This window comes from Ruegeria sp. HKCCD7628, from assembly GCF_057221005.1.
On sequence record NZ_JBWVBA010000002.1, the window covers coordinates 373315 to 393413 of the forward strand.

15 protein-coding genes and 1 tRNA gene are annotated in these 20099 nt (G+C 57.4%); 8 read left to right on the forward strand and 8 right to left on the reverse strand.

Going from position 1 to position 20099, the window contains the following annotated elements; genetic code table 11:
* The first annotated feature begins 112 nt into the window (after nt 1-112).
* The 3 genes from AC2TAD_RS08280 to AC2TAD_RS08290 are packed head-to-tail and all read left to right on the forward strand — an operon-like array spanning nt 113 to nt 4198.
* Complete coding sequence (locus AC2TAD_RS08280; protein WP_480563122.1) at nt 113-1027, forward strand: sugar phosphate isomerase/epimerase family protein; 915 nt, start codon at nt 113-115, stop codon at nt 1025-1027.
* Entirely contained in the window at nt 1008-2417 is a 1410-nt protein-coding gene (locus tag AC2TAD_RS08285) for an aldehyde dehydrogenase family protein (protein ID WP_480867077.1), read from the forward strand. The genes AC2TAD_RS08280 and AC2TAD_RS08285 overlap by 20 nt, the downstream gene beginning before the upstream one ends.
* Nucleotides 2417-4198 (forward strand): thiamine pyrophosphate-binding protein, encoded by a 1782-nt coding sequence (locus AC2TAD_RS08290; RefSeq protein WP_170353331.1) that lies wholly within the window; start codon nt 2417-2419, stop codon nt 4196-4198. Before AC2TAD_RS08285 ends, AC2TAD_RS08290 begins: the two co-directional genes overlap by 1 nt.
* Before the next feature lie 103 nt (nt 4199-4301).
* Here the strand turns inward: AC2TAD_RS08290 and AC2TAD_RS08295 are convergent, their stop codons facing one another.
* On the reverse strand, nt 4302-4529 hold the full coding sequence (locus tag AC2TAD_RS08295) for a hypothetical protein (RefSeq protein WP_170773913.1): 228 nt from the start codon (nt 4527-4529) through the stop codon (nt 4302-4304).
* Between the two features lie 218 nt (nt 4530-4747).
* Between AC2TAD_RS08295 and AC2TAD_RS08300 the strand changes: the two genes are divergently transcribed.
* The 4 genes from AC2TAD_RS08300 (at nt 4748) to AC2TAD_RS08315 (ending at nt 10597) form a co-directional block, all read left to right on the forward strand.
* Nucleotides 4748-5971 (forward strand): MobA/MobL family protein, encoded by a 1224-nt coding sequence (locus AC2TAD_RS08300; RefSeq protein WP_480867079.1) that lies wholly within the window; start codon nt 4748-4750, stop codon nt 5969-5971.
* A gap of 157 nt (nt 5972-6128) precedes the next feature.
* Complete coding sequence (locus AC2TAD_RS08305; protein WP_480867081.1) at nt 6129-8282, forward strand: hypothetical protein; 2154 nt, start codon at nt 6129-6131, stop codon at nt 8280-8282.
* On the forward strand, nt 8275-8709 hold the full coding sequence (locus tag AC2TAD_RS08310) for a hypothetical protein (protein WP_170773917.1): 435 nt from the start codon (nt 8275-8277) through the stop codon (nt 8707-8709). Before AC2TAD_RS08305 ends, AC2TAD_RS08310 begins: the two co-directional genes overlap by 8 nt.
* 274 nt (nt 8710-8983) lie before the next feature.
* Nucleotides 8984-10597: a recombinase family protein gene (locus AC2TAD_RS08315; protein WP_480867154.1), complete on the forward strand. Its 1614-nt coding sequence runs from the start codon at nt 8984-8986 to the stop codon at nt 10595-10597.
* Here AC2TAD_RS08315 and AC2TAD_RS08320 read toward each other — a convergent pair.
* The 7 genes from AC2TAD_RS08320 to AC2TAD_RS08350 all read right to left on the reverse strand — a co-directional run bounded on the left by AC2TAD_RS08320 (nt 10554) and on the right by AC2TAD_RS08350 (nt 18249).
* Nucleotides 10554-10630 (reverse strand) — tRNA-Met (locus AC2TAD_RS08320). The two genes, AC2TAD_RS08315 and AC2TAD_RS08320, sit on opposite strands and share 44 nt — an antisense overlap.
* Before the next feature lie 84 nt (nt 10631-10714).
* Complete coding sequence (locus tag AC2TAD_RS08325; protein ID WP_480867083.1) at nt 10715-11689, reverse strand: alpha/beta fold hydrolase; 975 nt, start codon at nt 11687-11689, stop codon at nt 10715-10717.
* A 1-nt stretch (nt 11690) separates the two neighbouring features.
* The gene (locus tag AC2TAD_RS08330) at nt 11691-13163 is read right to left on the reverse strand and encodes a flavin-containing monooxygenase (protein ID WP_480867084.1); all 1473 of its coding nucleotides are present in this window, start codon (nt 13161-13163) and stop codon (nt 11691-11693) included.
* Nucleotides 13164-13267: 104 nt separating this feature from the next.
* Nucleotides 13268-15688 (reverse strand): GcvT family protein, encoded by a 2421-nt coding sequence (locus tag AC2TAD_RS08335; RefSeq protein ID WP_480867086.1) that lies wholly within the window; start codon nt 15686-15688, stop codon nt 13268-13270.
* A 112-nt stretch (nt 15689-15800) separates the two neighbouring features.
* Entirely contained in the window at nt 15801-16040 is a 240-nt protein-coding gene (locus AC2TAD_RS08340) for a hypothetical protein (protein ID WP_170751500.1), read from the reverse strand.
* A 48-nt stretch (nt 16041-16088) separates the two neighbouring features.
* Nucleotides 16089-17243, reverse strand: coding sequence for an aromatic ring-hydroxylating oxygenase subunit alpha (locus AC2TAD_RS08345; protein ID WP_480867088.1), 1155 nt, complete (start codon nt 17241-17243; stop codon nt 16089-16091).
* 100 nt (nt 17244-17343) lie between these two features.
* A complete protein-coding gene (locus AC2TAD_RS08350) occupies nt 17344-18249 on the reverse strand; it encodes a LysR substrate-binding domain-containing protein (RefSeq protein WP_480867156.1) in 906 nt (301 codons plus the stop codon).
* A 264-nt stretch (nt 18250-18513) separates the two neighbouring features.
* Here AC2TAD_RS08350 and AC2TAD_RS08355 point away from each other — a divergent pair, with 264 nt between their 5' ends.
* The gene (locus AC2TAD_RS08355; RefSeq protein ID WP_480867090.1) at nt 18514-20061 is read left to right on the forward strand and encodes a trimethylamine methyltransferase family protein; all 1548 of its coding nucleotides are present in this window, start codon (nt 18514-18516) and stop codon (nt 20059-20061) included.
* The last annotated feature ends 38 nt before the right edge of the window (nt 20062-20099 follow it).

The following is a 20099-nucleotide window of genomic DNA, read 5'->3' on the forward strand; positions in this document are numbered from 1 at the left end:
CGGGCGCTTTCATTTCCTGCTCAGTATTAAAAGTTGATATTTTAAAAAATATCAGATATTTTTTACTACGTGTGATGAATTTGAGATTCGCAGACACGTGGAGCTGCCGTTCATGGTGAAACCCGAAGAGGCTGGCGCAAGCCCCTCTCTCTATTCCTTGGCGCACCTGACGCTGATTGGCTGTACGCCGCCCGAGTTGGTCTATATCGCAGCGCGGGCCGGTTACGATGCCGTCAGCCCCCGCTTCATTCCGATGCATGTGCCCGGTGAATTCACTCAATCTCCAATCGACAAGGCACAGGTGCATGCCACCAAAACTGCTCTCTCTACCACTGGCTTGAAAGTCCTCGATGTCGAACTTGCGCGCATCACAGAAGATGTCGATCCGCGCAGTTTTGAGCCTTCTCTTGAGATCGGTGGGGAATTGGGTGCCAAGCGCATGATCATGAGCGCGTGGACCAATACCCGCGATGATCGTGACTTCCTGATCGACGTCTATTCGGAAACCTGCGAACTGGCGGCACCCTACGGGCTAACAGTGGACCTGGAGTTCCCAAGCTTTTCCCGCCTTCGTACTCTGGATGAGACGCTTGACATTGTCCGCGCCTCCGATCAGCCGAATGGCGGTATTCTGGTTGATACGCTTTATCTGCATCTCAGCCGCGTGGATTTGGGAGAGTTGCTACACGTCCCCTCGGACCTGTTTCACTTCCTGCATATCTCTGATTGCCTACCCGGCATCGCCGATACGCGTGAGGGCATGATCCAACTGGCCCGCGATGCGCGGCTATATCCCGGTGAGGGATGGATCGATTTCACCGGCATCATCGAACGGATGCCGCCCGTCGACTATTCCATCGAACTGCCCAACCAAAGCCGCGTTGCCGAGTTGGGATATGAAGAACACGCGCGTCGCTGTCTCAGCCACGCCAAGCGAACATTTGGCGAGGCGCGGTCACAGCGTCGTATGCCCGATGCTACAATTCCAAAACACCAAGAGGATCATCATGGGCAAAGAGCTCACTGAAAACGACCGCGACATGGCGGCAGATATGCTGGCACGCGCCCGCGCTGCCATGGCCGAGATCGAGGATTGGGATCAGGACAGGCTGGACCGCCTGTCTCAGGCCATCGCGTGGTATGCAGGTAATGAGAAAACCTTCACGCGTCTGGCTCAACAAGGCGTGGATGAGAGCGGTATCGGAGATCGCGAAGGCCGCCCAGCGAAGCGCTTCAAGATTCACATGGTGCTGCGAGATGTCTTGCGCACACCCTCGACCGGCATCGTCGAGGTTGATGAGGAAAAAGGTCTGGTGAAATATGCCAAACCTGCTGGCGTCATCGCATCCCTGATCCCAATGACTAACCCAGCGATGACACCACCGGTGACCGGCGTTTCCGCCGCCAACGCCCGGAATGCCGTCATTTTCAGCCCGCACCCGCGAACCGCTCATACGACCTTCGAAATGGTCGAGGTTATGCGTGCAGCTTGTCGTGCTGCCGGTGCCCCCGAGGACTTGTTTCAATCCATTCGCAAACCCTCGATCCCATTGACGCAACATCTGATGGAGATCTGCGACTTGACTTTGGCGACGGGCGGCAAACCCATGGTCAAAGCGGCGTACAGTTCAGGGCGTCCAGCCTATGGTGTCGGCGCAGGCAATTCATCCATTGTCATTGATGAGACTGCCGATCTGGATATCGCCGCGCAGAATACCCGTATTTCAAAGACCTCCGACTTTGGGTCGGGCTGCTCGGCCGACGGCAACATCATCATCCAGCGCTCAGTTTACGACGATATGGTCAAGGCGCTTCAAGCCGAGGGAGGCTACCTGTGTTCGGATGAAGAGAAGGCCATGCTCGAAGCGGCCATGTGGGATGAAAAGGGAAACCGTACGTTTCCGACCATTGCCTGTCCGCCGCAGCAAACGGCCAAGGTCGCCGGTTTTAGCATCCCCGAAGATCGCAAGTTTCTGATGGTTGAAAATCAGGGGCAAATCGGGCCGCAGCACAAGTTCTCCAAGGAAAAACTGACCACGCTGATGGCGCTTTATCACTTCGAAACGTTCGATGATGCGCTGGAAACGGTCAGCCAGATCTACAACACCGGGGGCAAGGGCCATTCCTGCGGCATCTACAGCCACAATGACGATCACATCGACCGGTTGGCGCGTCTGGCTCCGGTCAGCCGTATGATGGTGCGACAGCCTCAATCCAAGGCCAATGCGGGTGCCTGGACAAATGGCATGCCTATGACCAGCAGCCTGGGCTGCGGCATCTGGGGCGGCAACATCACCAACGAAAACGTCACCATGAAACACATGATGAACTACACCTGGGTCAGTCGTCCGATCCCTGAGGATCGCCCCTCGGAGCCGGACCTGTTCGGTGAGTTCTACGGACAGGAGGTCGCGTGATGGACGGAGCGAAACTGGACGGCAAAACCGTTGCCGAACATATCGTTGACTTTCTCGAACGCCGTGAGGTCAAGCACGTTTTCGGCCTGTGCGGGCACACGAACATTGCGGTTCTGGCTGCGCTGGCGGAAAGTCCCATCGATTTCGTCACAGTAAGACACGAACAAATCGCCAGCCACGCGGCGGATGCATATGCCCGCGTGACGGGCAAGGCCTCGGTGGTGCTGTCCCATCTCTCCCCGGGGCTGACCAATTGCGCCACCGGGGTCGCCAACGCCGCACTGGACTGTATCCCGATGGTCGTGATCGCGGGTGACATTCCCACGCATTACTACGGTAAACATCCGCATCAGGAAGTGAACCTGCATGCAGACGCAGCCCAATGGGAGATTTACCGACCCTTCGTGAAGCGCGCGTGGCGCGTGGATCGCGCCGACCTGATGGCCGAGATTCTGGAGAAGGCGTTTCACCTCGCGGAAAGCGGTCAGCCTGGCCCCGTGTTGGTCAATGTGCCGATGGACATCTTCTCGGAAGTCATCCCGTCGGACAGCTTTGATCGTATTCTCGGTAACACGAACGCGCTCAAGAAACCATCGATCGACGACAAAACCGCGCGTGAGATTGTCGAGGCACTTGCTAAGGCCGAAAACCCAGTAGCTTATGTCGGAGGTGGTATTCTTCTGGCACAGGCCAGCGAGGAGTTGCGAGAATTTGTTGAACATATGGGCCTTCCAGTCGCGCATTCCCTGATGGGTAAAGGCGCGTTGCGAGACGACCATCCGCTTGTGCTGGGAATGACCGGGTTTTGGGGCACCGAATTGGTCAACCAGTCCTGCTTGAATGCGGACTACATCTTTGCCGTGGGCACTCGGTTCAAAGAGGCTGATTGTTCAAGTTGGTACCCTGGCTACACGTTCAACATTCCCGGATCGAAGGTCATTCATATCGACATTGAGCCGCAGGAGATCGGTCGGAACTATCCCACCGAGATCGGAGTCTTTGCTGACGCCAAGGCCGCTTTGTGCGTCCTCAACCGGGTCGCCCGCGAGATGTATCCGGACGGCTTCAAGCGCCCCACGCTGGAGCAGAAAATCGCTGGCTTCCGGACGGACTTCAAAGCGCGCAACGAGGAAATGGCGACTTCATCGGCCTTTCCAATGATGCCCGAGCGTATTCTGGCAGATACCCGCAAGGCACTGCCCGAGGATGCCATCATCACAACGGACGTTGGGTGGAACAAGAACGGTGTCGGGCAACAGTTCGACATTTTGACGCCGGGTTCAATCCTGACCCCCGGCGGGTTCGCGACGATGGGTTTCGGTCCTCCGGGCGCGATCGGCGCGAAACTGGCGGCACCTGATCGCATTGTCCTCAGTCTGGTGGGCGATGGTGGCTTCGGTCAAAACCCGTCGATGCTCGCGACTGCCGTCGAACTCGATCTGGGCATCATCTGGCTGGTTATGAACAACAACGCCTTCGGAACTATCGCCGGCCTTCAAAAAGCGCACTACGGTCTGACCTATGGAACGACGTTCCCCGGATCAGCCGCCGCACCCGCAAACGGACCGGGCTATGCCGACATAGCGCGAGCCTACGGCGCGGAAGGGCACAGACTCAGCGCTGCTGACGAGTTGTTGCCTGCATTGGAAGCGGCAATCGCCAGCGGCAAACCAACCGTGCTGGATGTGCCAATGATCAACAACCCGACACCAACGACCGGTCATTGGAACATCCTGGACATTTATTCGCCGGACAAGGATGTTTCTCACGTCGCGACCTGACGATACTGAGCGCGGTAAGCCGCGCCAGTTTTTTTCTTTCAATAGGCCCAAGTCAGCCAAACCTTCTGAGAGCGTGCAGTGCCTCAAGAAGATCTAACTGGGTTTACAGCCTTAACAGCTCTCGATCTGAGTCGCGTGAGATACGTTCGTGCAGAAGCTTGAGCAACCGATCAGCTTTGTCTCTCTCAATTTCCTCGAGAAGCTTCAAAACAGCAGCGCCATAGATAATCTTTTTGCGCGTTTCATCGCGACGCCGTTGTTTGCTCGCCCGGGCCTGAAGGTCTCTGAGCCTCACGCGCGCCTGCTCGATTTGTTGATCCAGGTCCGCCATTTCGTTCTCCCTTGATTGAGGTGGTCGAACAGGAAATGCGGCCTGGATCCCGGCTTCGCTACCCGGGCGGGAAAATGTGGCTTCGCCAGGCCTCCTCGTGAGCGGCCGTCCGCATGCCCGCTGGGCAATGCGCGCAGTTACGCAAACTCGGGGTTTGCCTGCGCGCCTGCCGCGGGCTTTTTTGTGCGGAGATCGGGTTGGGGCCCGATGTCCTTTACATGATACACCCCGCCAGCAGACTCGAAGTCATCCTGCATTCTCGCGCCGACGGTCGCTCCGCCGTCAAATCCGCCGCTTACACCGCGCGCACCACCTTCCGGGATGCGCGGGTTGGACGACGGTTTTCGCCGGGCAGAAAGGGTGGCCTCCTGTCTCATGAATTGATCAACTGGACAGGAAACGCCGAGGAGCTCTGGAACGCTGCCGAGCGTTCGGAACGCCGAACGAATGCAAGAGTCATCCGCGAACTGCGCCCATCCCTGCCGCGCGAGCTACCGCTTCCCGAGCAGGTCCGGCTTGTCCGCAGCCTCTGCCTCTGGCTTCGCGATAAATACGGCGTTGCCGTTCAAGCCGACATTCACGCGCCGCGTTTCTTGTGCCCTGTGGAAGAGAAACGGCACAGCGCGGGCAAACTCGAACTGACGCGAGAAGACTACGTGCAGAGGCTCTTCAATCCATCGAAGACCAACCTGAATTTCCACGCCCACATCCTGATGACGACGCGGAAGGTTGATAGGATCACTGGCGATTTTGGTGAGAAAACGCGTGTTCTTGACGACAGAACCTCAGGCCCCGGAGAAATCAAGCGTATCCGCGGAGAATGGGAAAAGCGGACCAACGCGGCCCTGCGCAAGATTGGCTCCCACGCGCGGGTTGATCTTCGTTCGTATGCCGAGATGGTCGAGACAGGCGATGCACCGCAAGGCCTGGCAAGACAAGATCATGTCGGGCCACGCAGATCCGCCAGGTCGCGCCGCAGACTGCAAGAAAGCGGAAACGACGACACAGTTGCCGGAGTGCGGCGCCAGGCTGTCCAAGAACACAATTCAACACTCTGGCACTCGTGGTTGCAGCTGCGCGCCCTGGAGCGTCAGAGAGACGACCTCGAAGCGGAGCGTATCGCGCGGGTGAGAGAGGCTGCCCGCAAGAAAACGGCCAGCGATGAGAAACGTCGAATGCTGGAGGCGAGATCCGAGCGCGAAGTGAAAGCAGCGCTGGAAGCTTCGTCGCAAATAGAATGTCTCATAACTGAGACAACATACCAGCAAGCGGTGCGATGGGCGACAGAAGGCATAGACGCCGATCCATCAGATATCCTCGATGAGGAATTCTCCTCTGATGTCGACCTTGAGGCGTATCACCCACCTCAGCTCCAGCGGAATGATCGGGTTTCCAACATACCGCGTGTAAGAACACGCAAGCCGCGTCAGCGTACGCGATGACACCGATGCCAGTTTTTGCAGGGCGCAACACTTGATGCGATCTACAATGTTTGGACTCGAGCCGTTGATCGGTTGACGGGCATGGGGCGTCACCCGGGCCTTGCCTTTCTTTGCTTGGATTTTTCTGTGCCAACAACCGCAGAGCCAATTCCCGCGGATGAAGCACACCGATCCGCGCGACTTTGCCCCGCATTCAGATGATATCCACACCGTTTCGCCAGAGGAATACGTTCAACTCCTCCATCCGCAAGGAGTGATTGGGAATCCTGCCGTTCTGATCAAGAATTCCGAGAAGCCAAGCCAACAATTTACACGTTGTCCGGATGGGATTGTAGCGTGTCTTCATGCGCTGCTGGATCGGACATCGTTTATCTCGCTGAACCGGTTTAAGGGCACACGCTGCAATTCAGGATTGGTCAGCCTGAATTCGCTTTATGTCGATCTGGACTATCACAATGATCCCGGCTGGCGCGCTGAGGGTGAAGAAGACGTTCAGGCAGCCGTCGCGGGCCATCTTCTGATGCGCGGTGTCTCTGAGCCATCATTCTATTTGCGAACGGGACGAGGACTGGCCGCAATCTGGTTGATCCATTCGATGCCACCTGCTGCACTATCCCGCTGGCAGGCGGCAATCCGGGCATTGATGGATCTGCTTGCTCACTTTGGTTCGGATCGTTCTTGCAATGACCCAGCTCGCGTCTTTCGCATTCCCGGCACTCGAAACGAGAAATCGGGCCGGGTCGTTCAGGTGTCTGGTGGGAATTGCCAACGCCAGGATTTTGATGTCCTTGCCGATCAGATTTTTGCCGCCGTCGGGCGGCCCACCCGTTCCGAACTCGCAGAGCGCCGCAAGCAGCGTCAGGATCGGGAGCCGGGTAGTCAGACAATGCCGCGGGGATTGACCCAAGCTGAGCGATTTGAACAGATCCTGAAAGATCTCGAGGCTTACCGGATTTACCACGGTGGGGTGATCCCGGTGGGGTACCGAAACACATGGCTGCATTTTTATGCCACCTGCCTGACCCATCAGTCGGACACCCAGAGTATCGAAGGTCACATTCAACGAGCGGCAGACATGGCAACGCCCGGGCTATGCCAGAACGAAACGAACGCCATTATCAAGCAGGCTCTTGCGAAGTCAAAGCTGCAAGCTTGCGACAATGCACGCGAGAGCGAGAGATTTTGTTACCGCGGCTCGACTGTTGCGGAGCGTCTCGACGTATCAGCGGATATGGCGCGTCAGTTGAGCATGCGTCAGGTGATGCCAGCGGAAGAGCGCCACCGCAGAAAAGCTGAACGGGAACGAGCACGGCGTGCTGTTCAGGGGAGTACCTCGCGAGATCAATACCTGCTCGAAAACAGCGCATCGAGAAACAAGCCCTGGCTGAACTATGGTCTTGGTAGGTCCCAGTATTACGCGCGCAAGAAGGCAGGAACACTCCCAGAACTGCCCGTCGCTCCGGACCGGACAGGTCCATGTCCACTACAGGGGAACCATACTGGACACAGAGAACTCTGTGGCCCTCCAACAGAGGCACAGCATTCGGAAACACCCGTCAACCGACCCATTGGAAACACTTCGAACACTCTGGCGGAAGATCGGAAAGCTGCAACAGACCAGACAACAGCGCACGGACGAGAACCGAAACAGCGGAAAAGGCAGGTCGCCCACCTTCGACTGCGCAGTCCGGATGTCGCGCAGCCGAAAGTGGGAACCAGCCCAAACACGGTGGAAGACGCGGCTCTTTTCAACTTCGATGAAGGATGTCTCATGACACTTCAAACTGAAATCGCGCTGCCCTCCGAGAACTGGAAATCCCGTTTGAAAGTTGGCGATGTCGTCGCGTTTCGCTTCCCCCATGAAACGATGGGAGAGGATGATCCCAAAGTTCGGCCGTCGCTGGTTATTGATGTCGAGGAAATGGCCGGTGAGCGCTTTGCGGTTCTGGCTTACGGCACAACGAACCCCTGTCCACGCAAGCAGGCCTATTGCGTCGATGTGCGTTCGGGAGAGGAGCGGGAACAGGCTTCTTTGAGGGCGCCAACACGCTTCAATGCGGCTCGACGTGTTTCCGTATCTGTCAACAACAGCGGCTTCGACAGAAACTCCGATGGAACGCCCGTATTGGGTGAACTCGCCGACGCAGCGCTGGATCGACTTCATCGCGTTCGCGCACGAATACATGCAGAACGCGATATCCGGCGCTCCCGTAGGTTCGGCAGCAGAGGCTCGGGTCGAAAGATACGCGCCGTCACGGTTGAAACGCGGCGCAAGGGACGGCCGGATACGCGGGAGGTGCGCTATGTATGATAGCATCGCACAGCAGCTATTGCCCATCGAGGCAGCGATCCTCGATGCGCTCAACATGGTGCCCTCAGCGTCGAAGGCACTCGACACGCTAATCGACAATCTGGAGCCCACTGGCGCGCGCATTGCTTATCGTTTTGGCTCACGCCTCCGTGCGGGTGAAATGTTCGGTGATCGCGATCTCAATGATCTCGAATCCCTGCTCCAACCTGTCTTGGCTGAGATAGAAGCCGGATGGGTGAGCGAGGTGATTGCAGACGAGCATTGCCCGGGCGGTGCTTGGATCAACAAGCGGCTGACAAATCGAGCAGCCGAATTGAACCGGACCGTTGAACCTTTGGTGGCGCTTCAAAGATGTCTTCAACTCATCCAGAACCTGCGTCGAGCCGACCGAATAACACGTCGAGTGATCGCTGAAACGCAGACTTAGCCTGCAGCCTTCGGAGAGCGTTTCTCGCTCTCCGAACCGTTCGGATTAAACTGCGTTTCTAAATTTTCCAGAGGAGACCGATCTCACGCTCGTTGAAACATAAAGCGAGCACCATGACAGTTCAAAAACCGATCCAAACCGATTTTTCGATTTGTGAAGAGATCACCAAGTCCCCAGCAGCAAAGCAAAACCCGACGCCAGATGTTGGTTTGCTTGAGCTCGTCCGGGAATTGGCCCGGGCGGCAGCACAACAAGACGCGAGGAACTCGAGAGAATGCAACGCCGCGCTGCGATCTACGCCCGCTATTCGACCACGCTCCAGTCGGAGCGCTCCATTGAAGATCAGGTGGAGCTCTGCCGACGCTACCTGACAAGTGAAGGCTATAGGGAGGTCCGGACATTCGAAGACAGGGCCAAAACCTCTGAGACTCTGATTGGGCGAGTTGGTTTTGCTAATCTTCTCGAAGCGGCGAGTGCGGGGGAAATTGATGCACTGGTCGTGGAGTGTGTTGATCGGATCAGCCGGGACGCAGGTGATCTTCATACGGTGCATAAACTGCTTAGCTACGCTGGCGTCGAAATCATTTCAGCCAGCGAGGGGGTACAGTCAGAACTCCAGATTGGCCTTCGCGGCTTCGTCGGTACGGTTTTCCTCAAAGATCTGCGTGAAAAAGTGCATCGCGGAATGTCAGGCAACATAGCCAAAGGTTTGAGTGCCGGCGGTAAGGCTTATGGTTACTCACCTATTGCGGGAAAACCCGGGGAGCTCCAGGTCAAGGCACACGAAGCGGAAGTTATTTGCCAAATCTATAAGGCCTACGCAGAAGGAGCTTCCCCGCGAGATATTGCTCATGATCTCAACGCTCGCGGTGAGTTGCCGCCTCGTGGGACGAAGTGGAACGCGTCAACGCTGAGTGGAAACGGCAAGCGCGGCTACGGTATTCTCAGAAATTCCCTTTATGCTGGCATACTCGTTTGGGATCGCGTCAAAATGGTACGAAACCCGACAACAGGCAAAAGGGTCAGCCGTGAAAAGCCGGTCAAAGACTGGAAAATTGCGGAAGTTCCGCACCTTCGTATTGTCGAAGAGGAACTTTGGGACGCAGTTCAGCGGCGTTTGGCCACGCAGTCTGCGGCCAAGCGATCGGGAAAATCGACCCGAAACCCTGTGCGCCCGTTCTCGGGGCTGATCAAATGCGGGTGCTGCGGTGGCGGCATGTCGATTCATGACAGAAACGGCAATACCATCCGCATCCGTTGCTCAACGGCCAAAGAGAGTGGCTCCTGCAACAATAGCGGGAAGGTTCGCCTCGACAAGATCGAGAGCGCTCTGCTGACCGAACTGCGAAAGGAGTTGTCTGAGCCAACCTACATCGATGAGTTCATCCGCACCTACAATGAAGAACGTCGCAAACTCAACGCAGCGGACAAACCGGACAGGAAGAAGCTCGAACGCGCGGTAGCAGAAGCTAACAAGCTGCTATCGCGCCGTATTGAACTTTTCGAGATGGGAATTCTTGAAGGAGTTGAAGGAGAGGCAAAGTTGACTGAGGCCAAACAACGCGTTTCGGTTGTCACGGACGTATTGGCCAGCTTTGACGAGAAGGAGAAGGCGCTCGAATTCAATCCAGCGACAGCATCCAGGTATGTGACTGCACTGGATGAAATGATCTCTTCCATGCAGGCACATGACGGCAATCCGAACCCAAAAGCGCGTGACGCGGTGCGCGGCTTGATTTCGGAGATCGTTGTGTCTCCAACCGAGAAAGACGGCGTGCCAGTCGAGGTGAAGGGCCGCCTTAGCGCCTTGGTATCAAATCGTTCCAAAAAGCTGGGGGGTTTGGTGGTAGCGGAGGAGGGACTTGAACCCCCGACACGCGGATTATGATTCCGCTGCTCTAACCAACTGAGCTACTCCGCCATGGGTGAGAGGCGATTTAAGCGAGGGGCCCAAGAGGGTCAAGAGGGAAATGGCCCCGGTGCCAGATTCTTTTTTGACCCAGTCTCACGTCGTTCCGGTATCGGAGTTATTCACCTCTACTGTGCTTTTGGCGATGCGACGTATGAAGTCGGCGCAGGCGTCGGGTGCGGTTATCGGGATCATGTGACCCAGCCCCTCAAGCCGCTCTTCGGCCAGGCCGAATTGAGCCATCGGAGCGCCATGTGCCTCGGGTGAAAGGATCGCGTCCTGTGCGCCATACAGGATGCCTCCGGGGGTTTTAAGGTCACCGTAGCGGGCCACTTGTCCCTCAAGGCTTACGTCAATGCCGACAATGTCCTGCGAGGCGGTTATGAATGCCGAAGCGCGCAGGCCCAAAGCCCCACCAGCGCGGTCGAGAAAATCACTGGGCGCCGGTTCGGGATCAAACACCGCGCTAAGTGTATGTGGGGCAGTTTTTGCGGCAATTGGAACGGCAATGGTGTTGCCGATAAAGGTGCGCAGCCATTGGGTGCGGATCTCTAGCGGTTTAAACACGGCGGGCGGCCCGGGCATCACCTGTGTCAGCGGGGCCAGCAGGGCCAATGCTTTTGTTTTTTCAGGATAGTCCAATGCCATGGCCAATGAGACCGCCCCCCCGAGCGAATGCCCGACAAGGATTGCATCAGACACGCCTTTGGTGTCCAGAAACTCCTGTATCATGCGGCCCTGTTCTGGTAGCCGGCCCAGTTCAGCAGTATCGCGGGTCGAGTAGCCGCAGCCGGGGCGGTCCACAGCGAGGACGTGGTAATCATCGGCCAGCAGGTCGACCATCGCATAGGTATAGTGTTGCAGCTGCCCACCGAGGCCATGAATCAGCACAAGCGTCTGTTTGGAGGGGTCGCCTTTTTCGACATAGTGGATATTGCCCCCACGCACAGGCGTGATCTGACCCAGTTGAGGAACACGGACAAGCCCGTCGCGGGTCAGTTTTCGGGTCCAGACATTCATGACCACGAAAAATACGGCGATCAGAAGGACAAGGATCAGAATTACGTTCATCTCAATTCTCCGCGTGTTGGGAAGGAAGGGGTTGGTAATGTTCTAACCCCGAGCGCGCCATACGCTTTTCAAATTCGGATACAGTGCCGGGCCATAGCGTGGTGTTGCGGCCTTGGGCGTCCTGATACCATGACGTACATCCGCCAGCCTGCCAAACGCTGTCCGTGTGCCGGTCATGCATTTCTTGGGTGAAGGCCGCCTGTTTTTTGGGGTCGGGCGTTACAACCTGCAGACCGTCGCGCTGCATTTCGTCCGAAACACGGCCGATATGGCGAACCTGCGCTTCTATCATCAGCACCACAGAATTGTGCCCCAATCCCGTATGGGGCCCAAGCAGAATGAAGAAGTTCGGGAAGCCTGCAATCGCAGTACCCAGATTGGCTTTCATTCCGTCAGCCCATGCGTCGCGTAGGCTTACACCGTCGTCGCCCGAGATATTCAGGTACTCGATCATATCGGTGACGTGAAATCCGGTGCCCCAGATCAGTATATCGGCCTGTGATTGGGACCCATCCGCAGCTGTGATCTGATCGCCCTCGATTGAGGTCACGCCCTGCGGCACAACAGACACGTTGGAACGCGCAAGAGTTGGATACCAGTCGTTCGAGCTGAGGATACGCTTGCAGCCAATTTGGTAGTTGGGCGTAAGCTTGGCGCGCTCGTCCGGGTCACTGATCGCCTTTTCCATGGCAGAGCGCCACATCTTCATGGCAAAATTCACAGCGCCTTTTTCTCCGCGAAAAACCCGGTGGCGGTATTCGAATACCATGTAGATCAGCTTTCGGCGCAATTTCGGTAACATGGGAACACGCTGGTACAGCCTGCGGACCCACGGCGCGATTGGGCCATCCGGGCGCGGCAGAACATATGGGGCGCTGCGTTGGTAGATTGTGACATGCCCCGCCATTTTCGCGATCTCGGGGACGAATTGGACTGCGGAGGCTCCGGTGCCGATCACCGCGATACGTTTACCCGACAAAGAGACGTCGTGATTCCACTGGGCAGAGTGGAAACTTGGCCCGGTAAAACTGTCCGCGCCGGGGATGTCTGGAATGCTGGGCACGTGCAGTGCGCCTATGGCGGAAACCAGTATCCGCGACGACCAATGCTGCCCGTCTTCGGTTTCAACCTGCCATCGGGCTCCGTCCCACCGCGCGGACTTAAGCTGTTGATGAAAATGGCACAGATCGTACAAGCTTTCGTCTTGTGCGACTTTACGCAGATAAGCCTGTATTTCCGCCCCGCCTGCGTATGCGCGGCTCCAGTCAGGGTTCAGATGAGTGGCCATTGAATAAAGATGCGAAGGCACATCGCAGGCAACGCCGGGATAGGTGTTTTCACGCCATGTGCCGCCGATATCGCCCGCTTTTTCAAGGATCGCGATATCGGTAATCCCGCGCTTACGGGCCTCAATCGCCATGATCAGCCCCGAGAACCCGGCACCAATAATCAGCATGTCGGTCTTGTGTTCCACGCGCCCCGCCCCTCCCAAAACGATCCAGATGGTATGTGAAGGATATAGGCAGGGCAGGGCGCGTGGATAGGGTCTCGTAGGGTCAGGGGTAGATCACGGTTCGATTAGGCGCGCAGTTTTTCACCTTTTGCATCGAACGGAGGCTCTTGCAGGATGGTGGCCTTGTGCGGGCGGCCCAGCACCATCACTTCGACCTCATCCCCGGGTTGAGCGTTTTTGACATAACCCAGCGCCAGGGACATACCGACCGTGTAGCCATAAGTGCCCGAGGTCACACGGCCGATCCCTTTTCCGTCCTTGAAGATCGGCTCACCACCGGTTGCGTCGGCATTGGATGCCGTCACGTCGGCCTCATCCAGATGCAGCAGGACCAGCTGCTCTCGGGCAGGGTTTTCAAGAACCTTTTGCGCGGCCTCCTTGTTCAGGAAGTCTTTGTCGAACTTGCACAAACGATCCAGCCCAACTTCGTGCGGCCAGTATTCGGGGCTGTATTCGCGGCTCCATGACCCATAGCCTTTTTCGACCCGCAGCGACATCAGTGCGCGACTGCCCACGGGGCCTGCACCGAATTCTTTGCCAGCTTCCAGCAGTGCCTCATATAGCTGCGCCTGATCTTCGGTCTTGCAATGCAACTCCCACCCCAGATCGCCGGTGAAGGACACGCGGAGGGCCAGAACTTCGACGCCTGCAAGCTCGATCATCGCGGACCGCATGAACGGGAAGTCCTCGGTTGCCAGCGACGTGTTGGTCAGGCGTTGCAGGATCTGGCGCGATTTCGGACCGGCGACGTTGAAGCCGCACATGGCTTCGGTGTGGCTGTCGAATGTGGTGCCTTTGGGCAGCGGAACCTGCTTGAAGAAGCGTTTGTGATATCGCTCGGCCATACCCGAGCCGATGATCCAGAATTCATCCTCGGCCACGCGGGTGACAGTAAAGTCCCCGGCAATGCCGCCGCGTTTCGAGATCAGCGGCGTCAAGCAAGACCGGCCAACCGCCTTGGGCATGGTGTTGGCGAAGACTGCATTCAACCAGTCCTCGGCACCCGGCCCTTTGCAGACGTATTTGGCAAAGTTCGAGATGTCGATGATGCCTGCTCGGTCGCGCAACATCTTGCATTCTTCGCCCACAGGGGCCCACCAGTTCTGGCGGGTAAAGCCGTTGGTATCCACCGTGCACGGCTCATCCGCGAACCATAGCGAATGTTCCCAGCCGACATTCAGGCCGAATACCGCACCCATGGCTTTTTGGGTTTCGTAGATCGGGCGCACGCGGGTAGGGCGGCCTGCGCTGCGCTCCTCATTCGGGAAGTGGATTGCAAAGCGGTGGGCGTATTGGTCCTGCACCTTGGCTTTGGTGAATTCCTTTGTGGCCCAGGTGTCAAAGCGGGCCATATCCCAGGCGAACATGTCGTATTGGGTTTCGCCTTCGATGATCCACTGCGCGGCCATAAGGCCCATGCCACCGGATTGCGAAAATCCGGGGATGATGCCGTTGCAGCAGAAATAGCCATCAACCTCGGGTACCGGCCCCATTAAGACATTCGAATCCGGAGACCAGATCATCGGGCCGTTGATGACACGCTTGATTCCGGCCTCACCTACAGCAGGAAGGCGTTCGATAGCGTTCATCATGTTCTCTTCGATCCGCTCCAGATCGTCGGGGAACAGGTCATGGGCGAAGTCCAGCGGCGTGCCGTCCTCGGCCCAGAATTTCATGTCTTTCTCATAGGCCCCGACCAACAGGCCGTTGCCCTCTTGCCGCAGATAATATTCTCCGTCCCGATCACTGACCGAGGGCAGGCGGGTGCCATGCGCCTGCACATCTGCCATTGCCTCGGTCACAAAATACTGGTGTTCGGTGGGCTGCAGAGGCAGCTCGATTCCCGCCAGCCGCGCCACTTCGCGGCCCCACAGACCGGCGGCATTCACCACCCAGGGCGTTTTGATGTCACCCTTGGGGGTGCGCACGATCCAGCTGCCATCCTCTTGCTGATCGGTTGCCGTAACCGGAGTGAAACGATGAATCTCGGCCCCGCGCTGGCGCGCGCCCACCGCATAGGCATTGGTCACGCCCGACGGGTCCACATTGCCGCCATCGGGTTCGAACATCACGCAGCGGATGCCGTCATAGTTGACCAGAGGGTTCAGGCGTTGGGCCTCTTCAATGCTTATCTCATAGAAATTCATGCCATAGAGCTTGGCCTTGGCCGCCTGCAGGCGAAGCTGATGCTCGCGCTCTTGGGTCTGCGCCAGATAGAGCGAGCCGGGCTGGAACACGCCGCAGCTCTGGCCTGTTTCGGCCTCAAGCTCTTTGTACAGGGTCATGGTATAGTGCTGAATGCGGCTGATATTGGTGCTGTCATGCAGCCCGTGGATATTCGCCGCCGCGTGCCAGGTTGAGCCCGAGGTCAACTCGTCCCGTTCCAGCAGCACCACATCTGACCACCCCAATTTGGTCAGATGATACAGGATAGAACACCCGATCACCCCGCCGCCAATTACCACCGCCTGTGCATTCGTTTTCATGAGCCTGCCATATCCAAGTTGGGTTCTTCGCGCTTTGTGTCACCAAGGGTGTTGCGCGGACAACGGACATAAATTTCAAGTTGAGTTGAGCGAGTTTAACCTGACGCTAATCTCAGAATTCCAACCGATGAGCGCGCCCGTAGGCGGCCAGTCGTGCGTTCAGGGGCTCTGCCTCAGGCGCGCCGGATTCCAGAGCGAACACAAAGGCATGGGTCAGATAGAAACAGGCCGCGTCGATATCCTGCACCGCTTCGCGTTCGTCTGCGGCCATCGTGTAATAGCGAATGAGGGCGCCATGATCGTTGTGATCATGGGCCTCAAGCAGCAGGCGATCCAGATCGGTCTTGTCCATCGGGTCTCCGTCAGGGCCGATCAGCAAAAAGCCGACCAGCCCGCTATCTTACTCTGCGCGACCATTTTCGATCTGCGAGGCAACCCAATGGTGGAAGTTATGGGTCGGACCGTCCATCGCGGGCGAAAAACGACCTCCGTCGAACAACACTCCGTGGCGGCCTTTCTGCATCCCTTCGACTACAAAGACGTCTTCTTCGAATACGGTCTTCCACAGCTGCGCATTCGAGGCGCGCAAGCCGTCGTGCTGCGGTGTCTCGTCGATGCTTTTCGCATAGTAAAGCTCGATGTGTTCGACCGTGTTTTCGTGGTCAACCGGCTCCAGCACAATTGCGAAGGCGTGGTCTCGCTGCACGCCCAGCAGGACATTCGGGTACAGCGCCACATATTCCGCGCCCTCATTCCATTTGTCGCTCAGGCCGTCAAAATCATCAAAGGTAGCGCCGTCTTGATCGGTCAGCTGTCGATAGACCAATGTACCCTGGCCCGAGTAATGCCCGCGCTCTTCGATATTGTAATGGTCTTCCAACCGGGAATAGCTGTTCAGGCCGGGGTGGACCCAAGGCAGGTGATAGCTTTCGCAATAGTTTTCGACTGCCAGCTTCCAGTTGGTCTTGACCTCAAGCTTGAACGAAGAGGTCTCGCCACCGTGATGCACCGGTTTGTCGAACTCTTTCCAACGGTCCATTAGCGCGGCGTTGGCGTCCTCGAATGCGGGGGCGTTGCCGTCCACGTTAACAAAAATCACGTCACGCCAAACATACGAACGGACTCGGACAAGACCCAGATCCTTGCGGTCGACATCCTTGTGTGTGTTGTGGCCGGGGCCGCCCACATGAGGGGTCGCGCGTAGCTCGCCTTTCAGGCTGTAGCACCAGCTGTGGTAGGGGCAGCGGATCGCGCCGCCGATCTTGCGGGGGGTGTCGACCAGTATCATGCCCCTGTGGCGGCATGTGTTCTGGAATACACCGATTTCACCATCCCGGTCGCGCACGATCAACAGGGGCATGCCCAGAAAATCGACCGGTTTGGCATCGCCTTCCTCGGGAACGTCCTTGCCGAACCCGATCCCTGACCAGTTCGCATATAAGACGGACTTGCGTTCCTCGGCAAAGACGACCGGGTCGATGTAATGCTCGTTCGGCAGACCGTTGGCCACATTCACATCGGCCAGAACCGAGGACAGCGGGCTATATTTGTTCATCGGGCTCTCCTGAGGGTATTGCTGGATGCGTTTCATCCGTTTTGGCGGAAGGGCCTGCCTTTTCTCAATACCAGAAAACCTCATCAGTGGGTGACTTCACCTAAACCGAACCATCCCGTACCTCTTGAAGAATCCAGTTTTTCAACGCGCGTGCGCTTTCAGACAGTTCGTCATCCGGCCGCCCTACAAGGTAGAATTGGTTAGGCGCGGTCAGGTGATGCGGCCCAAGGGTCACCAGTTTTCCCGATTGCAGCATGGGTTGAATAAGGCGCTGCCAACCAAGCACCAGGCCTGCCCCTTTGCGCGCCAGCTGCAACGCGACCGAATAGCTGTTCACGCGGGATATGATCGGGATTTTACCGGGGTAGCCAAGCTGCTGGAACCATTCGGGCCACGTGGTCCAACTGCGGTCATCTGATTCAAGATGAATCAGGCGCTGTGCGGCAAGCTGTTCCAGATCGGCGCCGGTCAGTTGCCGGGCCAGTTCCGGGCTTGCCACAGGGGTCAAGTGGTCGCGAAACAGTGGTGTATGCGATAGGCTAGGGTCACTATCGCGACCATAGCGTATAAAAAAGTCGATATCCGGCCGGTCACGGAATGGTCTGTCCTGCGCAATTTGATCTACGTTGACCTCGGGCATCTCGCGCCAGAATCGGATCACAGCCGGCGACAGCCACAGGGCTGCTACGGCGGTCGTGGATCCGACAGTGACCTTACCCACCGACACGCGACCACGAATTGTGGCCAGAGTCTTTGAGATGTTGGAAAATGAAGATGACAGTGCCTCGAACAAGGCTTTTCCGTCTTCTGTCAGTTCAACCCCGCGATGCTTGCGTTGGAAAAGGGCCGTTTCCAAATCGCTTTCCAACGCCTTGATCTGGTGACTGACAGCACCGGGCGTCACCGATAACTCTTCGGCCGCATTCTTGAAACTCAGATGCCGCGCGGCGGCTTCGAATGCGGCAAGCGTTGTCAGCGGGGGTAGGTTGTAGTGACGTCTGGACATAATCGCAGGGACCTTGGGTGATGCATTCGCATGAGTTTGGTTCATGTCAATATCAAGACATCAGTGCAAGAAAACCAGTGTTCTCAGGTTTTTTGAAAGCGATTGGACAAAACGATCAACCGGCTTGCGGCCCCGCACGGACGCCCGGGGTGACGGTATTCAAAGCAGGCATCTGTGTCGTTTCCTGCAAACAGGTTTCGCAATCAGTGACGTAGGACGCCTCCGAATCCCTCAATCTGGACCACAAGATCGGAGGACTGCCCAATGAACATTCGCACCGCAACCCGCGCCGGAGGCCGTCAGGCCCGCCGCGCCCTGCGCACCGCGCCGAACTTTGACATGCTGCCTGGCCTGACCCGAGGCATTCCTTTGTGCGAAGTTATGGATGGTGCGCAAGTAGACCGTATCGATGCGGCCTCGATGGACATTCTGGAAAATGTGGGTGTTCAGTTTCGAGACCCTATCGCGTTAGAGGATTGGAAACGGGTTGGGGCCAAGGTCGAAGGGGAGCTGGTCTATCTGGACCGCGGGTTGGTGCGTCAGCTGATTTCCTCGATCCCAAGCGATTTCACCTATCACGCGCGCGATCCGCAAAAGAATGTGCGCTTGGGCGGACCGCATTCGATCTTTGTGCCAATGACCGGGGCGCCGTTTTTGCGCGATCTCGATGATGTGCGCCGCAATCCGACGCTGGATGATCTGGCGATGTTTCACAAGTTGTCGCATATGCTGCCTGCGTTGCATTCCAGCGCGCACCACATCGTCGAACCCTATGACCACCCGATCAGCCAGCGCCATCTGCGGATCACCTATTCGTCGATGAAACATTCCGACAAGACTTTCATGGGCATGACCACTAGCCCCAAAAACGCCGAGGACGTGATGGAGATGTGCGCCATTCTGTTCGGCGAAGACTACCTTGAGGATCACCCCGTCACGACCGGTAATTGCAACGGCAACTCGCCACTGGTCTGGGATGAGACGATGTTGGGCGCGATGCGGGCATTCTGCCGTCGCAATCAGCCGGTGCTGTGCTCTCCTTTCGTGTTGGGTGGGGCAAATACGCCGGCCTCGGTTCCGGCCACCGTGGCGCAGCTGAACGCCGAGGCGCTGAGCGCGCTGGCCTATACGCAGGTCATTCGCAAGGGCGCACCCGCGATCTACGGGCATTACCTGTCAACCGTTTCGATGAAATCCGGCGCGCCGATGGCGGGCACACCCGAGATCAGCCTGATGAATTTCATGATCGGCCAGATGGCGCGGCATTACGGGGTGCCGTGGCGGACCTCGAACACATTGGGCGGGGCCAAGACCTTTGACGCGCAGGCCGGATACGAATCCGCCACTACCTTGCAGGCGGTGATCCATGCGGGAGCCAACTATATCTGGCATTCGGCGGGCTGGAATGAGGCCGGGATGCACTGTTCCGTGGCCAAATTCATCGTCGATGCCGAACAATGCGCCATGGCCTATCGTATGGCCGAGGGGCCGAAGTGGGGTGATTTCGATCAGGCTTTGGCGGCTGTGCCGGATGTTGGCCCCGGCGGGCACTACCTCGGCCATCCGCACACGCAGGACAATTTCCAAAGCGCCTTTTTCATGCCCGAACTGTTCGACAACAACTCGATCGAGCAGTGGCAGGCCGAAGGCAGCATCGAGATTACGGAACGCGCCCTGAATCGCGCCAAAACACTGCTGGACGAATATCAGGAACCGAAACTGGACGAGGCGAAGGATGAGGCCCTGTTGGACTATATCGCCCGGCGCGAGCGCGAAATCCCGGCCGCCGACGAGTTGAATCAAAGCTACTGAAATCATCTCCCCCGAAACTTGCCCGCCCGTCCCCTCGG